Source organism: Cupriavidus sp. Agwp_2 (genome assembly GCF_040784895.1).
Classification (GTDB): domain Bacteria; phylum Pseudomonadota; class Gammaproteobacteria; order Burkholderiales; family Burkholderiaceae; genus Cupriavidus.
Genome location: NZ_CP088084.1, coordinates 955,281 through 975,847, shown reverse-complemented (window position 1 = coordinate 975,847; position 20,567 = coordinate 955,281). Strand labels below are relative to the sequence as shown.

Here is a 20,567-nt window from a genome sequence, read left to right as displayed (position 1 = left end):
ACGTCGCAACCGCAAGAATAACTGGAGAGAAGTGATGAAGAACGCCGAACTGGTTCGCCGCAAGGACGCCGCCACCCCGCGCGGCGTGGGCGTGATGTGCAATTTCTACGCCGAGCGCGCGCTGAATTCGGAGATCTGGGATGTCGAGGGCAAGCGCTATATCGACTTCGCCGCAGGCATCGCCGTGCTCAACACGGGCCACCGCCATCCGCGCCTGGTCGAGGCCGTCGAGAAGCAGCTGGGGCGCTTCACCCACACCGCTTACCAGATCGTGCCATACGCCAGCTATATCGAACTGGCCGAGAAGATCAACCGCCGTGCGCCGGGCCGCTCCGCCAAGAAGACCGCATTCTTCACCACCGGCGCCGAGGCGGTGGAAAACGCCATCAAGATCGCGCGCGCCGCCACCGGCCGGCCGGGCGTGATTGCATTCTCCGGCGGCTTCCACGGCCGCACCATGATGGGCATGGCGCTGACCGGCAAGGTCGCGCCGTACAAGATCGGCTTCGGGCCGTTCCCGGGCGAGGTCTACCACGCGCCGTATCCGTGCGCGCTGCACGGGGTCAGCACCGACGATTCGCTCAAGGCGCTGCAGCACCTGTTCAAGGCGGACATCGATCCCAAGCGCGTGGCGGCCATCATCTTCGAGCCCGTGCAGGGCGAGGGCGGCTTCAACGTCGCGCCGACCGATTTCGTGCGCGCGCTGCGTGCGGTCTGCGATGAGCACGGCATCCTGCTGATCGCCGATGAAGTGCAGACCGGCTTCGGCCGCACCGGCAAGCTGTTCGCGATGGAGCACTACGACGTGGCGCCGGACCTGACCACCATGGCCAAGAGCCTGGCCGGCGGCATGCCGCTGTCGGCCGTGTGCGGCCGCGCCGAGGTGATGGACGCTCCCGCGCCCGGCGGACTGGGCGGCACGTATGCCGGCAACCCCCTGGCGGTGGCGTCGGCGCTGGCGGTGCTGGACGTGCTCGAAAGCGAAAAGCTGATCGAACGCGGCGCCGAACTGGGCCAGCGTTTGATGGCGCGCCTGGAAAACCTGCGCCCGCGTGTGCCGCAGATCGCCGAAGTGCGCGGCGTCGGCGCCATGGTGGCAGTGGAATTCCGCCAGGCCGACGGCAGCCCCGATCCCGACTTTACGCGCACGGTGCAGAACCGCGCGCTGGAAAAGGGCCTGCTGCTGCTGTCGTGCGGCGTGTACGGCAATGTGATCCGCTTCCTGTTCCCGCTGACGATCCAGGACGAAGTGATGAACGAAGGCCTGGACATCCTGGCCGAGGCACTGACGCGCTGAAGCGTTCGCTCCCATCGATACCAACGAGACATTCCATGCAACTCAAGGACTCCGGCCTGCTGCGTGCGCAGGCCTATATCGCCGGCAGCTGGCAAGATGCGGACAGCGGCGCCACCTTCACTGTCACCGATCCCGCCAGCGGCGCCCTGATCGGCACCGTGCCCGGCATGGGCGCGGCCGAAACGCGCCGCGCCATCGACGCCGCGCAGGCGGCACAGGCTGGCTGGCGCCGCAAGACCGCGCGCGAGCGCGCCGCGGTGCTGCGCGCCTGGTACGAACTGATGCTGGCCAATGCCGACGACCTCGCGCTGCTGATGACCACCGAGCAAGGCAAGCCGCTGGCGGAAGCGAAGGGCGAAGTCGTCTATGCCGCTTCCTTCCTCGAATGGTTCGCCGAGGAGGCCAAGCGTGTCAGCGGCGACGTGCTGGCCACGCCCGCCAACGACAAGCGCCTGGTCGTGGTCAAGGAGCCGGTCGGCGTATGCGCGGCAATCACGCCGTGGAACTTCCCGCTCGCCATGATCACGCGCAAGGCCGGCCCGGCCCTGGCCGCGGGCTGCGCCATGGTGCTCAAGCCGGCTGAAGACACGCCGCTGTCGGCGCTGGCGCTGGCCGTGCTGGCCGAGCGTGCCGGGCTGCCGGCGGGCCTGTTCAGCGTGATCACCGGCGACGCCATCGCCATCGGCGGCGAACTCACGGCTAACCCCGTGGTGCGCAAGCTCAGCTTCACCGGCTCGACCGAGGTGGGCCGCATCCTGATGCGGCAATCCGCCGACACCATCAAGAAGCTTTCGCTGGAGCTTGGCGGCAACGCGCCCTTCATCGTGTTCGACGACGCCGACCTCGATGCCGCGGTGGAGGGGGCCATTGCCTCCAAGTACCGCAACGCCGGCCAGACCTGCGTCTGCGCCAACCGGCTCTATGTTCACGACAAGGTCTATGACGCATTCGCCGAAAAGCTGGTGGCAGCGGTGGCAAAGCTGAAGGTCGGTTACGGCGTCGAGCCGGGCGTGCTGCAGGGCCCGCTGATCAACGAGGATGCGGTGGCCAAGGTCGAGTCGCATATCACCGACGCGCTTGGCAAGGGCGCGCGCCTGCTCGCCGGCGGCAAGCGCCATGCGCTGGGCGGCACTTTCTTCGAACCGACCGTCCTGGCCGACGTTACCCCTGCCATGCGCGTGGCCCGGGAAGAAACCTTCGGCCCGCTCGCGCCGCTGTTCCGCTTCTCCACCGACGAGGAAGCGATCGCGATGGCCAACGATACCGAGTTCGGACTGGCCTCCTATTTCTTCAGCCGCGATATCGGCCGCGTCTGGCGCGTCGCCGAGGCGCTGGAATACGGCATGGTCGGCATCAACACCGGCCTGATCTCCAACGAGGTGGCGCCGTTCGGCGGCGTCAAGCAGTCGGGGCTGGGCCGCGAGGGCTCGAAGTACGGCCTCGACGAATACCTGGAGGTCAAGTACCTGTGCATGGGCGGGGTGGACCGGTGAGCGCGCCGCAAGACCGGCCCAGGGCAGTCGGCACGGTGCAGGTCGACAACGAGCGCGTGGTCGTGACCGAGTGGCGCTTCGCGCCCGGCGCCGAGACCGGCCAGCATCGCCATGGCTACGACTATGTGGTGGTGCCGATGACCACTGGCGCGCTGCGCCTGCAGACGCCGGCCGGCGAGGTCACCAGCCAGCTGATCGCCGGCCAGGCCTACCACCGTCCGGCCGGCGTCGAGCACAACGTCATCAACGCCCACGAAGGCGAATGCGTGTTCGTGGAGATCGAGATCAAGCCGGCGGCCGGTGCCGCGGGCGGAGGAAGTTGCCAATGAGCCAAGCCCATCACAACCTGCGCGAGCGCAATGGCGGCCAGATCCTTGTCGAGCAGCTGCGCATCCAGGGCGTGCGGCGCGTATTCCTGGTGCCGGGCGAAAGCTACCTGCCATGCATCGATGCGCTGTACGACCACCAGGACGCGATCACGCCGATCGTCTGCCGCCAGGAAAGCGGCGCCGGCTACATGGCCGAAGCCCACGGCAAGCTTACCGGCGAGCCCGGCGTTTGCTTCGTCACGCGCGGCCCCGGCGCAACCAACGCCAGCATTGCCGTGCATACCGCGTTCCAGGACTCCACGCCGATGATCCTGTTCGTGGGGCAGGTGGGCAACGATTTCTACGAGCGTGAAGCCTTCCAGGAAATCGACTACCGCCGCATGTTCGGCCAGATGGCCAAGTGGGTCGCGCAGATCGACCGCACCGACCGCATCCCCGAGTTCATCGCGCGCGCCTTCGCGGTGGCGACGAGTGGCCGGCCCGGGCCGGTGGTGCTGGCGTTGCCCGAGGACACGCTGTGGGGCAAGGCCACCGTGGCCGATATGCCGCGCTACGTGCGCAGCCACGCGGCCCCGGCGCCGCACGCGCTGGCGTCCCTGGCCGCGATGCTGGAACAGGCCGAGCGTCCCTTCCTGATGATCGGCGGCTCCGGCTGGACCCCCGAGGCGATGCGGCAGATGGAAGGCTTCGCCGAACGCTTCGGCCTGCCGGTGGGGTTGGCGTGGCGCCGGCTGGAATGCTTCGACAACCACCATTCCAACTATGCCGGCCATGTCGGCTGGGGCATGGGCGAGGCACTGCGCGCGCGCATCCGCGAGTCGGACCTGCTGATCGCCGTCGGCACCCGCATGGGCGAGGCCACCACCGAGGGTTATACGGTGGTGGAAAGCCCGCTGCCGCGCCAGCGGCTGGTGCATGTGTATCCCGATCCGGAGGAGCTGGGCCGCGTGTTCCGCGCGGAGGTGCCTATCGTTGCCGACGTCGTCTCGTTCGCGGCCGCGGTGGACGGCCTGCGTCCGGCGCGAGAACACAATCGCGCCGCATTGGTGGAGCGCGCGCGGCACGACTACCTCGACAGCCAGAAGGCGCTGCCCGCGCCAGGCCCGCTGAACCTGAATCAGGCCGCCTGCCTTGTGCGCGAGCGCCTGCCCGACGATGCCTGCATCACCGTCGGTGCCGGCAACTACGCGGTCTTTCCGCACACCTATTACCGCTACAAGGGCGTCGGCACCAGCCTGGCGCCCACCGTGGGCTCGATGGGCTACGGGCTGCCGGCGGCCATCTCGGCCAAGCTGGAGCGTCCGGAACGCACCGTGGTCTGCTATGCGGGCGACGGCTGCTTCCAGATGAACCTGCAGGAGCTGGGCGTGGCCATGCAGTACCGCCTCGGCATCGTGGTGCTGGTGTTCAACAACGGCATCTGGGGCACGATCCGCGCCCACCAGGAACGCGAGTTCCCCGGGCGGACCATCGCGCTGGGCTTCGAGAACCCCGAGTTCGCCGAACTGGCGCGCGCCTACCGCGGCTACGGCGAAGTGGTCGCCAGCGACGCCGAATTCGGTCCCGCGCTGGACCGCGCGCTCGACTTTGCCAGCACGCACAGCATGCCGGCGCTGCTGGAGCTGCGCTACGACCCCGACGGCATCGCGCCGGGCATGACCCTGTCCGGCATCCGCGCGGCGGCGCTGGCGCGCCAGGCGGCAGGCTGAGCCGGCGCTTCTCTTCACAACCACTCAACACCATGCGTGCCTTCTTCTCGGATGATCAGTTGCTGCACGAGCCTCGCCAGTTCATGCGCGCGGGGCGGCTGTGCGCGCCGACCGACGTGCCGGCCCGCGCGGCGGCACTGCAGCGCGCGCTGGCCGCGCGCGGCATCGAACTGGCGGCGCCGCCCGATTGCGGGCGCGCGCCGCTGGAGGCGGTGCACAGTCCGGCCTATCTCGACTTCCTCGCCAGCGCCTACGCGCGCTGGCAGGAACTGGCGCGCCCCGGCTTCGAGCCCGGCATCGAAGTCCTGCCCAATCTTTCGCCGTATCACAACGGCAAGGTCGGCGAGCCGCGCCGGCCTGCGTGCCCGACCGAATCGGTGATCGCGCAGGCGGGCTACTACCTGGGCGACCTCAGCTGCCCGCTCGGCCCGGACAGCTGGCGCGCGATCCTGCGCGGCGCGCACAGCGCGGTGGCGGCGGCACGCCATGTGTGCGAGCGGCAGGACGGCGCCGGCATGGCCTACGCGCTGTGCCGTCCGTCCGGCCACCACGCCCATAGCGATCGCGCGGCCGGCTTCTGTTACGTCAACAACTCCGCCATCGCGGCGCAGACGCTGCTGGCCCGCTTCGGCAAGGTGGCGGTGCTCGACGTCGACGCGCACCACGGTGACGGCACGCAGCAGATCTTCTATCACCGCTCCGATGTGATGACGATTTCGCTGCATGCCGATCCGGCCGACTACTACCCGTTCTACACCGGCTATGCGAACGAGCGCGGCTATGGCGCGGGCTATGGCTACAACCTCAACTTCCCGCTGCCGCACGGCAGCGGCGACGCCGAATTCCTGTCGGCGCTGGACGGTGCGCTGGACGCGCTGCGCGACTATCGCCCGCAGGCGGTAGTGCTGGCGCTGGGCTTCGATACCTACGAGAACGATCCCATCAGCGTCCTGAAGGTCAGCATGGACGGCTACCGCGGCATCGGCGAGCGCATCCATGCGCTGGGCCTGCCGACGGTGGTGGTGCAGGAGGGCGGCTACGAGGTCGAGGCCATCGGGCGCGGGCTGGATGCATTCCTGGCAGGTTTCGCACCCGCGATCGCATAAGAAATGAATGGCGCAATCACCAATACTGGGAGAACTGCAATGACTAGCAAGATCGCCATCAACGGCCAGCGCCTGTGGCAATCGCTGATGGACCTGGCACGGATCGGCGCCACGCCGAAGGGCGGCAACGCGCGGCTGGCCCTGACCGCACTCGACGGTCAGGGCCGCGACCTGGTATGCGGCTGGATGCGCGACGCCGGCCTGACCGTGACGGTGGACCGCGTCGGCAATATCTTCGGGCGCCGCGCCGGGCGCAACGACGCGCTGCCGCCGGTGATGACCGGCAGCCATATCGATACCCAGCCGACCGGCGGCAAGTTCGACGGCTGCTTCGGCGTGCTGGCCGGGCTGGAAGTCATGCGCACGCTCAACGACCATGGCGTGACCACCGAAGCGCCGCTCGAACTGGCGATCTGGACCAATGAGGAGGGCACGCGCTTCGTGCCGGTGATGATGGGCTCGGGCGTGTTCGCGGGCATCTTCCCGCTGCAGACCGCGCTGGACGCCACCGATACCGAAGGCAAGCGCGTGGCGGACGAACTGCAGGCCATCGGCTATGCCGGCACCGACGAAGTGGGCGGGCGGCCGGTGGGCGCATATTTCGAGGCGCATATCGAGCAGGGCCCGGTGCTGGAAGCGGCGGACAACGTGATCGGCGTGGTCACCGGTTCGCTGGGGCTGCGCTGGTACGACGTCACCGTGACCGGTATGGAAGCGCACGCCGGCCCGACGCCGATGCCGCTGCGCCGTGACGCGCTCTATGGTGCCACACACGTGATGCAGGAAGTGGTGCGCATCGCCCATGACTTCGCGCCGCACGGCCGCGGCACCGTGGGCGTGGTCAATCTCCACCCCGGCTCGCGCAACGTGATTCCCGGCGCGGTCAGATTCACGGTCGACCTGCGCCACGAAGACGCCGGCAAGCTGGCCGAGATGGACGCCCGCTTCCGCGCCGCATGCGAGGCGCTGGCGCAGGGCCAGACCACCGGTGCCGCGTTCGACGTGAAGATCGACGACGTGCAGTACTTCCCGCCGACCCCGTTCGCGCCGGAACTGGTCGACCATGTGCGCCGCGAGGCCGTGGCGCGCGGCTACAGCCAGCAGAACATCGTCACCGGCGCGGGCCATGATGCCGTCTACATGGCCAGCGTGACCCCGACCGCGATGATCTTCGTGCCCTGCAAGGACGGCATCAGCCATAACGAAGTGGAAGACGCCCGCCCCGAGCACCTGGAAGCCGGCGCCAACGTGCTGCTCGGTGCAATGGTCGCGCAGGCGGGCGCATGACCGCCGCGGCGCCGGGCAGGTCCGACTGGTGGCGTGGCGGGCTGCTGTTCCTGTGCGTGGTGACGTTGTTCGCCACGGTGGATGCCACCGCCAAGCACCTGGTCGGCCGCTATCCCGCGCCGTTCCTCAATGCGGTGCGATACGGCGCCACGCTGGCAGTGGCGGTGGCCATGCTCGCCGGATCTGGCCAACTGCGCTTCTGGCGCACCCCGCACCGCGGCCTCTTGGTGCTGCGCGGTCTGATGCTGGCGGTGGTCGGCACCTGCTTCATGACCGCGCTGCTGTGGATGCCGCTGGCCGAAGCCACCGCCATCTATTTCATGGCGCCGCTGATGGTGGTGGGCCTGTCGCCGTGGATGCTGGGCGAGAAGGTCGGCCTGCGCCAGTGGCTGGCGGTAGGCGCGGGCTTCTGCGGGATGCTGCTGATCGTACGCCCCGGCGGCGCGGTGTCGTGGCTTGGCACCGTGCTGATGCTGGCCGCCACGCTGGCCTACGCCATGCTGCAACTGCTGACGCGGCGCATGGCGGGGCAGGTTGATGCGCGCGTGCAATACGGCTTTGCCGCGCTGATCTGCATGGTTGCCACCGGCGTGCCGGCGCCGTTCTTCCCGCCGCCGGTGTGGCCTGACCTGGCCGACTGGATGGCGATCCTGGCGATGGGGCTGATGAGCGCGGCGGCGCAGGTGCTGCTGATCCTGGCCCTGCAGCGCGCCCCGGCATCGCGCCTGGCGCCGCTGAACTATTTCCACCTGCTGCTGGCGCTGGTCTACAGCGCGCTGTGGTTCGGCCGCTGGCCCGACGCGCTGGCGCTGGCCGGCATCGCCCTGATCGTGGTCGCGGGCCTGACGCAGACGCTGCCGTCGCCCGCGGCCCTGTCAACCAAACGAGGAACCCCATGAGCGAAACTCGCGACCAGTCTTACTGGCAGACCCGGGCAGCGGCACTGCGCCCGCAAAGCCGCGGCTACATCGGTGGCGAATGGACCGACGCAGCCAATGGCGCTACCTTCGACACCATCAACCCCGCCACCGGTGCCGTGCTGGCCAAGGTCGCGGCATGCGGCGCGGCCGACGTCGACCGCGCCGTCGCGGCGGCACGCCAGGCCTTCGAGCAAGGCGTCTGGTCCGGGCTGGCACCGCGCGATCGCAAGGCCGTGCTGCTGCGCCTGGCCGCGCTGATCGAAACGCACCACGAGGAACTGGCCCTGCTGGAAACGCTGGACATGGGCAAGCCCATCGGCGACACGCTGGCCTACGACATTCCGGAAGCGGCGCGCACCTTCGCGTGGTACGCCGAAGCCATCGACAAGCTCTACGACGAGATCGCGCCCACCGGCGGCAACGTGCTCGCCACCATCACGCGCGAGCCGCTTGGCGTAGTCGCGGCCGTGGTGCCGTGGAACTATCCGCTGCTGATGGGCAGCTGGAAGGTCGCACCGGCGCTGGCCGCCGGCAACAGCGTCATCCTCAAGCCGGCCGAACAGTCGCCATTGACCGCTCTGCGGCTGGCCGAACTGGCTGCTGAAGCCGGCATTCCGCCCGGGGTCTTCAACGTGGTGCCGGGACTGGGCGCGCAGGCAGGGCAGGCACTCGGGCTGCATCCCGACGTGGATGGCATCGCCTTCACCGGCTCCACGGCCACCGGCAAGCGCTTCATGGAATATTCCGGCCAGTCCAACCTGAAGCGTGTCTGGCTCGAATGCGGCGGCAAGTCGCCGCATATCGTCTTCGACGACTGTCCCGACCTCGACCGCGCCGCGCAGGCGGCTGCCATCGGCATCTTCAACAACCAGGGTGAGATCTGCATCGCCGGTTCGCGCCTTTATGTCCAACGCGCCATCTACGACGCCTTCATGGAGAAGCTGGAGGCCCATGCCAGAGCGATGCAGCCCGGCGATCCACTCGACCCCGCTTCCGCCATGGGCGCCATCGTCGACGCGCGCCAGCTCGATCGCGTGATGTCCTATGTGGACGGCGGCCAACGCGAAGGCGCGCGGTTGCGCCTGGGCGGCGAACGCGTCCGCACGGACACCGGCGGCTACTTCCTGCAGCCCACCATCTTTGAATGCCCGAGCCAGTCGCTCAGCATCGTGCGCGAAGAGATCTTCGGCCCGGTGCTGGCCGTGACTTTGTTCGACACGGAGGACGAAGTCGTGCGCATGGCCAACGATTCGCCCTATGGGCTGGGCTCAGGACTGTGGACCGCCAATCTGTCGCGCGCGCACCGTGTCTCGCGTCGGCTGCGGGCCGGGCTGGTGTGGGTCAACTGCTATATGGATGGAGATATCACGGTGCCTTTCGGCGGGGTCAAGCAGTCGGGATCGGGGCGGGACAAGTCGCTGCATGCGCTGGACAAGTACACCGATTTGAAGACTACGTGGATCAATCTGGGGTAGATCTGCTGACGAGGCGCTGGGCTTCCAGCTCGCGTCTCGTCTGGTCCAGCTTTTCGGCAAGCAGTCGTTCATCGGGTAGTACGGTCCGATACTCGGCGGCCAACACTCTGTTGGACAGGCCTTCGAGGGAATAGCGCGCTTCCGAGGCACCCAGTTCCGTGCACAATATCAGCCCAACCGGGGGATTCTCCCCCGGTTTCATCCAATTCTCGCGTGCATAGTTCAGGTAAGGATGCATTTGGCCAGCGTCGGTGTATCTGAACTTTCCAACCTTGAGATCCACAACGAGCAGGCACTTGAGTCGACGGTTGAAGAACAGCAAATCAACGCGGAACCAACTGTCGTCGATGCGTAGGCGCCGCTGCCGGCCAATGAATGCGAAGTCATCGCCCAGTTCAAGCAGGAAGTCAGCGAGATGGTGAATCAAGGCGCCCTCCAGTTCCGATTCGGAGTATTCGTCCTTGAGATTCAGGAACTCCAGCACGAATGGGTCCTTGAAGGCTTGGTCCGGTGACGATGTGTCACTGGCTTCGATCTCCATGGCGCCTGTCAACATGGCTGCCTGGTTCGTCGAGAGTGCCGTGCGCTCATAGAACTGGCTGCCGATCTGGCGGTCAAGCTGGCGCACGCTCCAGCCACAGCGCAGTGCCTCGGCTTCATAGAAGTCCCGCGCATAGGCGTTCTTGACTGAGATCAGGCGCACATAGGTGGACCAGGGCAGACGCAAGGCCTGGGCGAGGACGGAAATATTGAGTGGCTCTTTGCGCACACATTTGCCAGACAGAGTCTGGCAAATCTTCTCTGCAGGCCAATATTGGTAGAACGTGCGCATCTGCTGCAGGTTTTGCCTGCTGAAGCCTCGGCCAAACCGGGAGGAAAGGTCGGATGCCAGACGTTCGAGCAATGCGTCGCCATATCCGGCGCGTTCTTGTCCGGCCTGTTCGAACTCGGTGATGCGTCGGCCGATTTCCCAGTAAGTAGCGGTCATGAGGGCGTTTACGCTTCTTGCGGCGGCGCTTCGCGCGGATTCCAGCAATGCCACGACTTCTCGCTGGATGAACGCGTACGCCTGGCTTTCGGGGAGTGCACTCGTCGTGGTCATGGTGTTGTCGTCAAGCTTGAGGTTAACGCGTTGGCGGATGCCCCGAAGCGCCGCCAACGCATGCGCCGCTACGCTGTGAGCGGATCCGCGTCCATCAACTCGGCCAGCTTCGCCTGCACCATGCCAAGCAGGCATAGCGCGCTGAAGCATTCCTCTGAACGTACGCTCAACTGCTCCAATAGCGCGAGCACGCCTTCAATGCCGGCGCGGATTTGATGCAGGGAAACACTGGTTTCGACTGGTTCGATCGTCATGGATGACACCTCACTAAGTGGATGTGGGCCACCCAGGCAAGTGAGGGTGGCGGGTCAAGAGCGAGGGTGGAAATACCGGAAGACGCGAAGAACCGGCCCAGCCTTGCGGCTGCCCCGCTCGACCCGCCATGGAACCAATTGGTTCGTGCGAGTACACAGACGTTGCCCATTGGTGCGGCAACGTCTGTTCGCATCAATTGCTCGGGTTTCCACGCCCGGTCACCGGCAATCCGATGACGCAACCAGTATTTCCGGCCTGCGCCACGAAGGCGATAAGAGATGTCGCATTCCTGTTGGGAAAGCGAAGCTTGCAGGAACGCGGCTCCCTAGGAAATCGCTGAGTCCTGAAAGCGGCGAAAGCGGATGGAGGAGGGAAGTACGGCCAGGCTTGGCGCGGCAGCGTGCAGGAATCACGCAGTCCAACGCCTCAGAAATTCCCTAACGAAAGACGCGGTTTCTCAGCTGAGCGCCAGCGTCACCGCAGCCTGCGCGTGCAGCGCCGTGGTATCGAACACCGGCAGCGCCACGTCACGCTGCCCGAGCAGCAGCGTGATTTCCGTGCAGCCGAGGATCACGCCTTCGGCGCCCTGCGCCGCGAGCGCGGCGACGATGCGTTGGTATTCGGCCCTCGCGTCATCGCGCACGATGCCGTGGCATAACTCTTCATAGATGACATCGTGCACCCGTTCGCGGTCCGCCTGCTCCGGCACTACCACGTCGATGCCATGCAACTCGCGCATCCGCCCGCGGTAGAAATCCTGCTCCATCGTGAAGCGGGTTCCGAGCAGGCCGACCCGCCGGATGCCGGCCTGACGCAACGCTTGCGCCGTCGGGTCGACGATATGAATGAAGGGCACGTTGAGCACGGATTCGATCGCCGGCGCTACGCGATGCATGGTGTTGGTACAGAGCAGCACGAAATCCGCGCCGCCGCCCTCGACCTGCCGCGCGGCCTGCTGCATGAGCCGGCCGAGTTCATCCCATTGCTCCGCGTGCTGGAGTGCCTTGATTTCCTCGAAGCAGACGGTGGCCATGAGGCTGCGGGCATTGTTGTGCCCGCCCAGCCTTGCTTTCATGTCTTGGTTGATCAGCCGGTAGTACTCGGCGGACGACTCCCAGCTCATGCCGCCGATCAGTCCGATTGTTTTCATGCTCTGATTCCCTTGCGCAGTCTGGCCCTTGTGACTTTGAGAAAAGTAGCAACAAAAGGCAGTAGCGGACAGGGACAATTCTGCTGATTCCCACCCGGCCAGTGCCGGCACGAAATGCGAAGAAGGCGAGATATGACAGGCGGCGGCTATCTCGCTTCCCGCTACAGCTTGCCTTCAAGCGACTTGCGCTCCAGCCAGATCTCCTGCACGAACGGGTCCGTCACGCCATAGACCCCGTGCCCTTTGCGCATGATCAGGTTCGTCGCCATCATCTCATTGACCACAGGCTGCGCTTCCTCGATGCGGACATCACGTCCCAGGGCAGCCGAGTAGGCAGCAGCGGACTCGCCTGAAAACAGGCCGCGGGCGTCACCATCAGCGCACGCAATGCGATCGAAAATTGCGGTAGCCAATCCGCCCAGCTGTTCGAGCTTCATCAGTTCAAGATCGGCAGCAGTCGAGCGGAGCGTGTTGGCAATGACTGGCAAGTGCTCGTCCGGATTGCTTCCGGAAGGCAAGTGGAAATGCAGTTGCCGCAAGGCTTTGATCATCTCTTCCGGCCGGTTGCCCAGTGCGCGGAAAGCCTGGACGGCAACGTCGAGAGATGGACGCGCGCTGAATCCTTCTGCCGACAAGCGTTCCAGCAGATGGGCGATGTAGTCTTCACCAAGCACGGGGTAGGAGACCGAGGTAGCGCCTGCAAAGGCCTGGTTGCGGCGCGCAGTCAGTTCGCCAACCAGCGCCCGGTGCGAGCCAGTGCCTACAAAGATGAAGTAGCCAGGCGTATTGGGGCGTGGATTGACGGCATCGCGGGCTGCCTTGAGTGCCAGTAGCATTCGGTTGCCCTCGTCGGAGGTGATGGCATGCTGGACCTCGTCCACGATCAGGACTACGTTGGTCCTGGCCTTGTCGACGACTTCGGCAAGGGCGTGGGCCAGCGTGGCACCGCCGGGCTCGCCAACGCTTTCAAGCTTGAACCCGAACTTGAGGCCAAAGGCGCCAAAGTCGGCACCGGACACTCGCTTGAGCTGCCTGAGGGCGGCGGAGCCCGGCTGCTCCAGCTCGGCGAGAGTCTTCTTTACCGCGGCAAGGATTAGGGACGCAGGGCTGCGTTGGGTGTCGCTCCAGAGGTCGACGTAGATGACGATCGCACCCTCGGCCTCCAGGGCAGGGACGAGGTCGTTGATAAGAAACGTCGTTTTTCCGGTGCGCCGCAAGCCCGATAGAAACAAGCCTGACCGTAGCCCTTCGTCCAGTACGCCGGGGTGGAGCAACTGCTGCGACATCTGGCTCGCAATGGCCGGGCGACGATAGATGTTTGTCATGGCGCACTTATTGGAAATTATTGGATTCCAATAATTATAGCCGAGTAATAATTCTCTCTAATTCATGAGGGCTGAGTGGCTCCGTACCCACTCTGGGTGACGAAAGGGATTCTTTTTGGCCGTTTAGCGCGCCGTTCCCTTTCCAAGACCAGCCACAAAGTCCTCCCCCTCTGGCAACCCTAAAGAGAAGCCGACCGGGAAGTTCACTGCAATCCCGTCTTCTCCTGCTGGGCGTCGCACCACCCCGCGGGCGCGCACGTGCGCATCCTCAAACAATTCCCCCGCCCCCAGCACCGGTGAGAACGGTATATCCAGCGGCCCGAAGAAATTCTCCCACTCGGCCAGGTCACGCGTCAGGAACACCGCCGCAAGCAGGTCATTGACCGCCAGCTTGTGCCCATAACGCCCGGCCCGCGTGGCATATCGCGGATCGCGCAGCGCAGGAAATTCCTCCCCAAGCGCCTCGCCCAGGTTGACCCAGAACTTGTTCTCCAGAATCCCCATCGCCAGATGCCTGCCGTCGCGCGTCTCGAACAGGTCGTTCTCCGGCATCACCGTCGGTGATTCCTGTGGCGCGGCCTCGTGCCCGCGCGCGGCCCAGGCGCCGTGGGCGGTCCATGACAGGATCGCGTCGTGGATCGACACGTCCAGATGCTGCCCCCGTCCGTGCTGCCGCGCGCTCATGATGGCAACAGCAAGCGACAGCGCGGCATATCCGGAGGCTGCATAGTCGGACACCCGCACACGCGGACGCGAGACCTTGTCGTGCACCTGCACCGGCGTCGCCCAGTAGCCGGCCAGCGCCAGGTAGTTGAGGTCATGCCCCGCATGGCTGGCGTACGGTCCGGTCTGCCCGAAGCCGGAGACCGAGCACAGCACAATGGCCGGATTGACCGCGGCCAATGCCGCATAGTCAAGTCCCAGCCGCTTCATGACGCCAGGGCGGAAGCCTTCCACCACGGCGTCGGCATTGCGCGCCAGTTCGAGGAAGGCCTCGCGGCCGGCGTCGGCTTTCAGGTCCAGCGCGATGGACTTCTTGCCGCGATTGAACTGCGCATACGCCGCGGGACTAAGCTGGCGGATGGAGTCGCCGCTGCCGGGCTGCTCCACCTTGATCACATCGGCTCCAAGTTGCCGCAGCAGGCTGCAGGCATGCGGGCCGGGCAGCAGCTGGCTGGCGTCGATGATGGTGACATCCTTCAGGCAGGACCATTCTGGTTTCATGTGCAATCCCGGTTCAATAGCAGGGCGCTCAGCCCAGGTCGCCGACCATGCCGATCGACTTCATCAGCTCGCCATAGCGGGAGTTGTCCGCGGCCACGACCGTGCCGAACTGGGCCGGGGTGGCGCTGCGGCGTAGTTCGCCCGCGTTGGCCTTGAGCTGCGCGTCGAACACGCCGGCATTCTGCAGCGCGGCAACCGCGGCATGGAGCTTCTGCGTCAGCTCGGCCGGGAAGTTGGCCGGCGCAAACAGGCCGCTCCAGTTGTCGATGACAAAGCCGGGCGGCAGCGCTTCGGCCATGGTCGGCACGTCCGGGAAGAACGGCGAGCGTGCGGCGGCGGTGACGGCCAGCACGCGCACCTGTTGGTTGCGCACATACTGGGTGGCCGTGCCAAGCACCGGCATGCCGAACTGGGTCTGCCCGGTCAGCATGGCGGTGATGATTTCCGGCGCGCCCTTGTACGGGATATGCACCGCGTCGCAGCCGGTCTGGTGCAGCATGGTTTCCACCGCCAGATGGGCGATGCTGCCCTTGCCGCCAGAGCCGTAGTTGAACTTGCCCGGCGCTTTCTTCATGGCAGCGACCAGCTCGGCCGCGGTCTTGTACGGCGACGATGCAGGCACGACCAGCGCAGTCGGCCCGCCGGAAAGCGCCGTGATCGGCGTGAAATCGCGCGCCGGGTCGTACGGCATCTTGCGGTACATGTGCACGTTGATCACGTGCGTATTGGCCAGAATGCCCAGCGTGTAGCCGTCCGGCGCCGCACGCCGCAGCGCGGTGGCGCCGATGATGCCGCCGGCGCCGGGCATGTTCTCGACCACCAGCGGCTGGCCGAGTTTCTGGCCCAGCTCCGCCGACAGCGTGCGGGCGGTATTGTCGGGCGTGCTGCCGGCGATGAACGGGACGATCAGCCGGATCGGCCGGTTGGGATAGTTGGCAGGGGCCGCGGCGCGGGCGGGCAGCAGGACGCTTCCCAGTGCGGCGGCGCCAGCGGTGGCGAGCCATTCTCGGCGGTTCATGCTAGGTCTCCGTGGTCTTTTTTGTCGTGTCCTGATGCCGGCGGCGTCCGTGCCGCCGGCACGGTCATGCCTGTTGCTGCTTTGGCGGCTGCGCTTGTTGCTGCAATGGCTCCAGTATCGCGCGCGCGATGGTGTTGCGCTGGATCTCGCTGGTGCCGGTGAAGATGCGGAACATGCGCAGCTTGCGGAAGGTCTGCTCGACCGGATGCCCGCGCGTAACGCCGACGTTGCCGTGGATCTGCACCGCCTTGTCGGCCACTTCGAAGCAGCGCTCCGAGACAAAGAGCTTGCATGCCGCGGCCTTCATGCGCAGGTCGGCGCCGGCATCGGCCAGCGCGGCGGTGTGCGCGATCATGCTTTCGCAGGCCCACAGCGCCGCGGCCATGTCGGCGAGCATGTGCTGGATCGCCTGGAAGCGCGCGATCGGGCCGCCGAACTGGCGCCGCTTGCCGGCGTATTCCACCGATGACTCGTAGGCGCGCATGGCCAGCCCCAGCATCGACGGGCAGTGCAGCAAGCGGTTCACGTTGATGCGCGACATGCCGAGCTTGAAGCCGTTGCCCTCGCCGCCAAAGATATTGGCGCGCGGCACGCGCACGTTGTCGAAGCGGATATCGCCGTCGATATGCTGGCCCGACATTGGCACGTACTCGTTGGTCACGGTCACGCCCGGCAGGTTCAGGTCGACCAGCACCGCGCTGATCGCCGGCGGCGTGATGGTGGCATCCGTCACGCACATGACGATGGCGAAGTCCGCGAACGGCGCGCCGCTGATGTAGTGCTTGCCGCCGTTGATCACCAGCTCGTCGCCGTCGGCGACCGCGGTGGTCTTGATGCTCTGCGCGTCCGAGCCGGAATGCGTTTCGGTCAGCGCGAAGCAGGTCGATTTCTCGCCGCGGATGACCGGCTCGAAGTACTGCTTCAGTTGCGCCGGCGTGGCGTACTTGAGCATGTTGCCTACGCGCGGCGGGCCGCCCAGGTCGCCCAGCACATGCGCCGCCAGCGTCGAGCCACTGGCGGCAAGGTCGGCCTTGAGCGCGCATTGCTCCTGGATGTTCAGCCCCTTGCCGCCGAGCGATTCCGGCAGGCAGGCGGCATAGAAGCCCAGTTCGTAAGAGCGGCGCCAGACATTGCGCAGCACCTCGCGCGGCCACTGGTCTTCGGAACCGAGACCCAGCTCCTGCTCCAGCGGGCGCAGCTCTTCGTCGATAAAGCGGCGGATGCCGGCGCGGGTTTCCAACAGCACGGGGTTGGTCAGATGATCGAACATGACAGGCGGGCTCCTTAGTTGACGCGGCGCGCCACGCCTTGCCAGTAGCGTTCGCGCACGATCTTGCGGGCCAGCTTGCCGCTGGCGTTCTTGGGCAGTTCGGCGACAAAGTCGACCGAACGCGGCGATTTGTAGTCGGCGATGCGCTCGCGGCAGTGCGCGATCAGCTGCTGCGCGCTGGCTTCTCGGCCCGGGCGCAGCGTGACCACGGCCTTGACGCTCTCGCCCCAGGTATCGTCGGGCACGCTGATGACGCAGGCTTCGAGCACGTCGGGGTGCTGGTACAGCGTCGCTTCGACCTCGGTCGGGTACACATTGAAGCCGCCGGAAATGATCATGTCCTTCTTGCGGTCGACCAGGTACAGGTAGCCGGCGTCGTCCACGCGCGCCAAGTCGCCGGTGTGCAGCCAGCCGTCGACGATGGTCTCGGCGGTCAGCGCGGGCTCGCCCCAGTAGCCCCGGAACACGTCTTCGCCGCGGATCACCAGTTCGCCGGTTTCGCCGACCGCGACCTCGCGGCCTTGCTCGTCGACCACGCGCACCTCTGTCTCGCCCAGCGCGCGGCCACACGACGCCAGGCGCTCGGGGTGGTTCGCGATCGCGTCGGCATGATCGGCGGTCGACAGGCGCGTGACGCCAGAGGTAGATTCGCTGGCGCCATAGCCTTGCGACAGGATCGGGCCGATGCGCTCCCACGCCTCGCGGATACGCGCCGGTGCCATCGGCGCGGCGCCATAGGCCAGCGTCTTCAGGCTGGACAGGTCGGCCTGCGCCAGCGTGGGCTCGGCCATCAGCATGTTGATCATTGCCGGCACCATGAACACGTGCGTGATGCGCAGCCGCGCCACCTCGGCCAGGAAGTGTGCGGGCTCGAATTTTTCGAAAAGCACCAGCGTCGCGCCCAGGTACAGGTAAGGCTGCATCAGCATGCCGGACGCGTGCGTGACCGGGCCGATCAGCGCCAGCCGGTCTCCGGGTCGAGCGGGGCGGTCCATGCCGGCCACCATCTTGCGCAGCGCCGCCATGCGGTTGCCGTAGGTCTGCATCGCCGCCTTGATCTTGCCGGTGGAGCCGGACGAGAAGTGCAGCACGGCGAGATCGCTGGCAGCGGGTGCGATGTCGGGCGGCGTGGTGCCGGCGTTGGCCAGCAGCGATTCGTAGCCGACATAGCCTGCGGGCGCGTCGCCGATGGCGATAAACGTCTCCACGCTGCCGAAGCCCGGCGTGGCGCGCGAGTAGCCGGTGTAGCCGGGGCCGGCGATCAGCACGCGCGGCGTGCAGTTCTCGACCACATCAGTGGCTTCCGCGGCGGTAAAGCGCGGATTCAGCGCGGCCTTGACCAGGCCGGCCTTGTACAGCGCGCACTCCAGCTCGACCAGCTCGGGCCGGTTGCGCGCCTGCACCGCCACGCGGTCGCCGTGCTGCAGCCCGAGCGCCAGCAGCGCGTTGGCCAGCCGGGTGGAGCGCTCTTCCAGCTGGCGGTAGGTCACCACCTGGTCCTGGTAGAGGATGGCGGGCTGGTCGCCCCAATAGCGCGCGGCGCGGCGCAGGAAGTACGCGAAACTCATGCTGTCTCCGTGATGCGAATGATGTTGTGCTACGGCTCTGCGCCTAAGTCTGTAAGATGGCGCCCATCACCACAATGCGGCGCTGGATATAAAGCCATAACCATCAGGAATGTGAGGCAATGGAGACGCGGGATCTGGACTACATCCTCGCCGTGGCAACGCACGGCGGCATCGGCAGGGCGGCGGAGGCCCTCGGGATCAGCCAGCCGGCCCTGACCAAGGCGGTGCAGCGGGTGGAGGCGCAGGCCGGGCTGCCGCTGTTCGAGCGTACCGCCAACGGCATGACCGCCACTTACGCCGGCGCGCGCTTCCTGGAGCGGGCGCGGCGCATCCGGCTGGAGTATGAGGACGGCATCAAGGAAATGCTCGGTATCCGCACCGGCGAGCAGGGCGTGCTGCGGGTCGGCTATTCGCCGTCGATTCCGGGTGGCGTGATCCTGGGCGCGTGCCAGCAGCTGATGCGTGAGCGCCCGGTCGCGCGGCTGCGCTTGCGGCGCCGGCTGGCGCGGGACGTGCTGGACCTGCTGGCCGCCGGCGAACTCGATCTCGCGGTGGCGCCGGTGCAGGCTTCAACGGACTTTGCGGTGGAGCCGCTGTTCGACGACCGGCTGGTGGTGGTGGCCGATCAGGGCCACGCGCTATTGCGCCGGCGCAAGCTGCGGCTGGTGGACCTGGCCGACCAGGAATGGCTGCTGCCGGAGGCGCATATCACGCTGCGGCAGCAGGTCGATGCCGCCTTCCGCCAGCGCGGCCTGCCGGCGCCGCAGCCGCGCGTCGAGATCGATTTCGGCAGCCCCTCGCTGTTCGCGCTGATTCAGGGTACGCAGATGCTGAGCATCGCCAACGAGGGCGGCGACGCCATGCAGCACGGCCTGCGCGCGCTGCCGCTGGAAGTGGAAGAGCTGGACCTGCGCCGGCGGATCGGCGTGCTGACCCGCGCCGGCGCGTACCTGTCGCCGCTGGCGCAGCGCCTGACGACGCTGCTGCGCGAGCACAGCCGCTGAGCGCGCTGAAGGTTATTGCAGCGGGATCCTGGCGACCGCCGCCAGCCGCTTCCAGCGCACGATCTCGTCCTTCTGGTATTGCAGCATTTCCGCCGGCGACGACAGGATCAGCTTGGTCGACTGGCGTGTGTAGTACTCGCGCACGTCGGGCGCGTTGCCAGCCTGCGTGAACAGGTCCTGCAGCCGCTTCACCACCGCCGGCGGGGTCTTGGCGGATATCGCCGCGGCCACCCAGTTGTACGCCAGGAAATCCGGCAGGCCGGCCTCGACGATCGACGGCACGTCCGGCAACAGCGGCGAGCGCTGCGGCGCGGTATAGGCCAGCGCCCGGACCTTGCCGCCGCGCACCAGTTCGATTGCGCCGGTGGCATCGACCACGGCAAAGTCCACGTTGGCCGCCATCACGCCGTTGATCGCATCGCCCGCGCCCTTGTAAGGCACCGCGGTGGTCTTGATCTTCGCCAGCTCGTTGAACCATTCGCTGTACAGCGTGTACGAGATCGAGCCCGTGCCGTAATTGAGCGCGCCGGGCCGCTTGCGCGCGTCCTCCAGCAGTTCCGCCAGTGTGCGGTAGGGCGAGCCGGCCGGCACGATGACCACGCACGGCCCGCGCGACAGCAGCGTGATCGGCGCGAAATCCGTCAGCGGGTCATACGGCAGCTTGCGGAAGGTGGCGGCGTTGGTCGACAGCGTGGAATTGCTGCCGATAAACACCGTGTAGCCGTCGGCCGGCGCGTTCAGCGCGGTCTGCACGCCGATAAAGCCGTTGCCGCCTGGCTTGTTCTCGACCACTACGCCCTGGCCGGTCAGCTCGCCGATCTTCTTGGCGAACATGCGCGCGGTGGTGTCGGTGCCGCTGCCTGCCGGGAACGGCACGATAAAGCGCATCGGGCGCGTGGGGAAGGCGTCTTCGGCAGCAAACGCCGGCAGCGTTGCGATGCCGGCCAGTGCCGCGGCGGCGAGGCCGAGGAAGCGGCGTCGCGAACGGTAAGGCTGTTGCATGGTGTCTCCTTTCGGTCGGAAAAACCCGGCGTG

General features: G+C 66.7%; 18 protein-coding genes. 9 read left to right on the top strand and 9 right to left on the bottom strand.

What is annotated here, in order from left to right; translation table 11 throughout:
* Positions 1-34: 34 nt before the first annotated feature.
* From gabT to LPA45_RS22175, 8 genes are read left to right on the top strand one after another with little or no spacing between them, the layout of a single operon-like run.
* Complete coding sequence (gabT, locus tag LPA45_RS22210) at positions 35-1,297, top strand: 4-aminobutyrate--2-oxoglutarate transaminase (protein ID WP_116319667.1); 1,263 nt, start codon at positions 35-37, stop codon at positions 1,295-1,297.
* Positions 1,298-1,332: 35 nt separating this feature from the next.
* A complete protein-coding gene (gene gabD / locus LPA45_RS22205; protein ID WP_116319666.1) occupies positions 1,333-2,790 on the top strand; it encodes an NADP-dependent succinate-semialdehyde dehydrogenase in 1,458 nt (485 codons plus the stop codon).
* Positions 2,787-3,119 carry a cupin domain-containing protein gene (locus LPA45_RS22200; RefSeq protein ID WP_116319665.1) on the top strand — a complete coding sequence of 111 codons (333 nt, stop codon included), beginning with the start codon at positions 2,787-2,789 and terminating at the stop codon, positions 3,117-3,119. The genes gabD and LPA45_RS22200 overlap by 4 nt, the downstream gene beginning before the upstream one ends.
* Positions 3,116-4,828, top strand: coding sequence for a thiamine pyrophosphate-binding protein (locus tag LPA45_RS22195; protein ID WP_116319664.1), 1,713 nt, complete (start codon positions 3,116-3,118; stop codon positions 4,826-4,828). The genes LPA45_RS22200 and LPA45_RS22195 overlap by 4 nt, the downstream gene beginning before the upstream one ends.
* Before the next feature lie 32 nt (positions 4,829-4,860).
* The gene (locus LPA45_RS22190) at positions 4,861-5,934 is read left to right on the top strand and encodes a histone deacetylase family protein (RefSeq protein WP_116319663.1); all 1,074 of its coding nucleotides are present in this window, start codon (positions 4,861-4,863) and stop codon (positions 5,932-5,934) included.
* Positions 5,935-5,973: 39 nt separating this feature from the next.
* On the top strand, positions 5,974-7,221 hold the full coding sequence (locus LPA45_RS22185) for a Zn-dependent hydrolase (RefSeq protein WP_116319662.1): 1,248 nt from the start codon (positions 5,974-5,976) through the stop codon (positions 7,219-7,221).
* A complete protein-coding gene (locus LPA45_RS22180) occupies positions 7,218-8,120 on the top strand; it encodes a DMT family transporter (protein WP_116319661.1) in 903 nt (300 codons plus the stop codon). The genes LPA45_RS22185 and LPA45_RS22180 overlap by 4 nt, the downstream gene beginning before the upstream one ends.
* Complete coding sequence (locus LPA45_RS22175; RefSeq protein ID WP_116319660.1) at positions 8,117-9,616, top strand: aldehyde dehydrogenase; 1,500 nt, start codon at positions 8,117-8,119, stop codon at positions 9,614-9,616. The genes LPA45_RS22180 and LPA45_RS22175 overlap by 4 nt, the downstream gene beginning before the upstream one ends.
* Here the strand turns inward: LPA45_RS22175 and LPA45_RS22170 are convergent.
* The 8 genes from LPA45_RS22170 to LPA45_RS22135 form a co-directional block, all read right to left on the bottom strand.
* Positions 9,603-10,718 (bottom strand): PDDEXK nuclease domain-containing protein, encoded by a 1,116-nt coding sequence (locus LPA45_RS22170; protein ID WP_317921272.1) that lies wholly within the window; start codon positions 10,716-10,718, stop codon positions 9,603-9,605. The genes LPA45_RS22175 and LPA45_RS22170 overlap by 14 nt on opposite strands.
* Positions 10,719-10,786: 68 nt before the next feature.
* On the bottom strand, positions 10,787-10,972 hold the full coding sequence (locus LPA45_RS22165) for a hypothetical protein (protein ID WP_116319659.1): 186 nt from the start codon (positions 10,970-10,972) through the stop codon (positions 10,787-10,789).
* Between the two features lie 458 nt (positions 10,973-11,430).
* Entirely contained in the window at positions 11,431-12,123 is a 693-nt protein-coding gene (locus tag LPA45_RS22160; protein WP_116319658.1) for an aspartate/glutamate racemase family protein, read from the bottom strand.
* 161 nt (positions 12,124-12,284) lie between these two features.
* The gene (locus LPA45_RS22155) at positions 12,285-13,448 is read right to left on the bottom strand and encodes an AAA family ATPase (protein WP_317921268.1); all 1,164 of its coding nucleotides are present in this window, start codon (positions 13,446-13,448) and stop codon (positions 12,285-12,287) included.
* A gap of 123 nt (positions 13,449-13,571) precedes the next feature.
* Positions 13,572-14,672, bottom strand: a complete 1,101-nt coding sequence (locus tag LPA45_RS22150) for a CoA transferase (RefSeq protein ID WP_317921267.1) — start codon at positions 14,670-14,672, stop codon at positions 13,572-13,574.
* 28 nt (positions 14,673-14,700) lie between these two features.
* On the bottom strand, positions 14,701-15,690 hold the full coding sequence (locus LPA45_RS22145) for a tripartite tricarboxylate transporter substrate binding protein (protein ID WP_116319655.1): 990 nt from the start codon (positions 15,688-15,690) through the stop codon (positions 14,701-14,703).
* 64 nt (positions 15,691-15,754) lie between these two features.
* Complete coding sequence (locus LPA45_RS22140) at positions 15,755-16,960, bottom strand: acyl-CoA dehydrogenase family protein (RefSeq protein WP_116319654.1); 1,206 nt, start codon at positions 16,958-16,960, stop codon at positions 15,755-15,757.
* Between the two features lie 14 nt (positions 16,961-16,974).
* Positions 16,975-18,528: an AMP-binding protein gene (locus LPA45_RS22135; protein WP_116319653.1), complete on the bottom strand. Its 1,554-nt coding sequence runs from the start codon at positions 18,526-18,528 to the stop codon at positions 16,975-16,977.
* Positions 18,529-18,647: 119 nt separating this feature from the next.
* Here LPA45_RS22135 and LPA45_RS22130 point away from each other — a divergent pair, with 119 nt between their 5' ends.
* Entirely contained in the window at positions 18,648-19,532 is an 885-nt protein-coding gene (locus LPA45_RS22130) for a LysR family transcriptional regulator (RefSeq protein ID WP_116319652.1), read from the top strand.
* A gap of 12 nt (positions 19,533-19,544) precedes the next feature.
* Here LPA45_RS22130 and LPA45_RS22125 read toward each other — a convergent pair whose 3' ends face one another.
* Complete coding sequence (locus LPA45_RS22125; RefSeq protein WP_116319651.1) at positions 19,545-20,534, bottom strand: tripartite tricarboxylate transporter substrate binding protein; 990 nt, start codon at positions 20,532-20,534, stop codon at positions 19,545-19,547.
* Positions 20,535-20,567 lie beyond the last annotated feature (33 nt).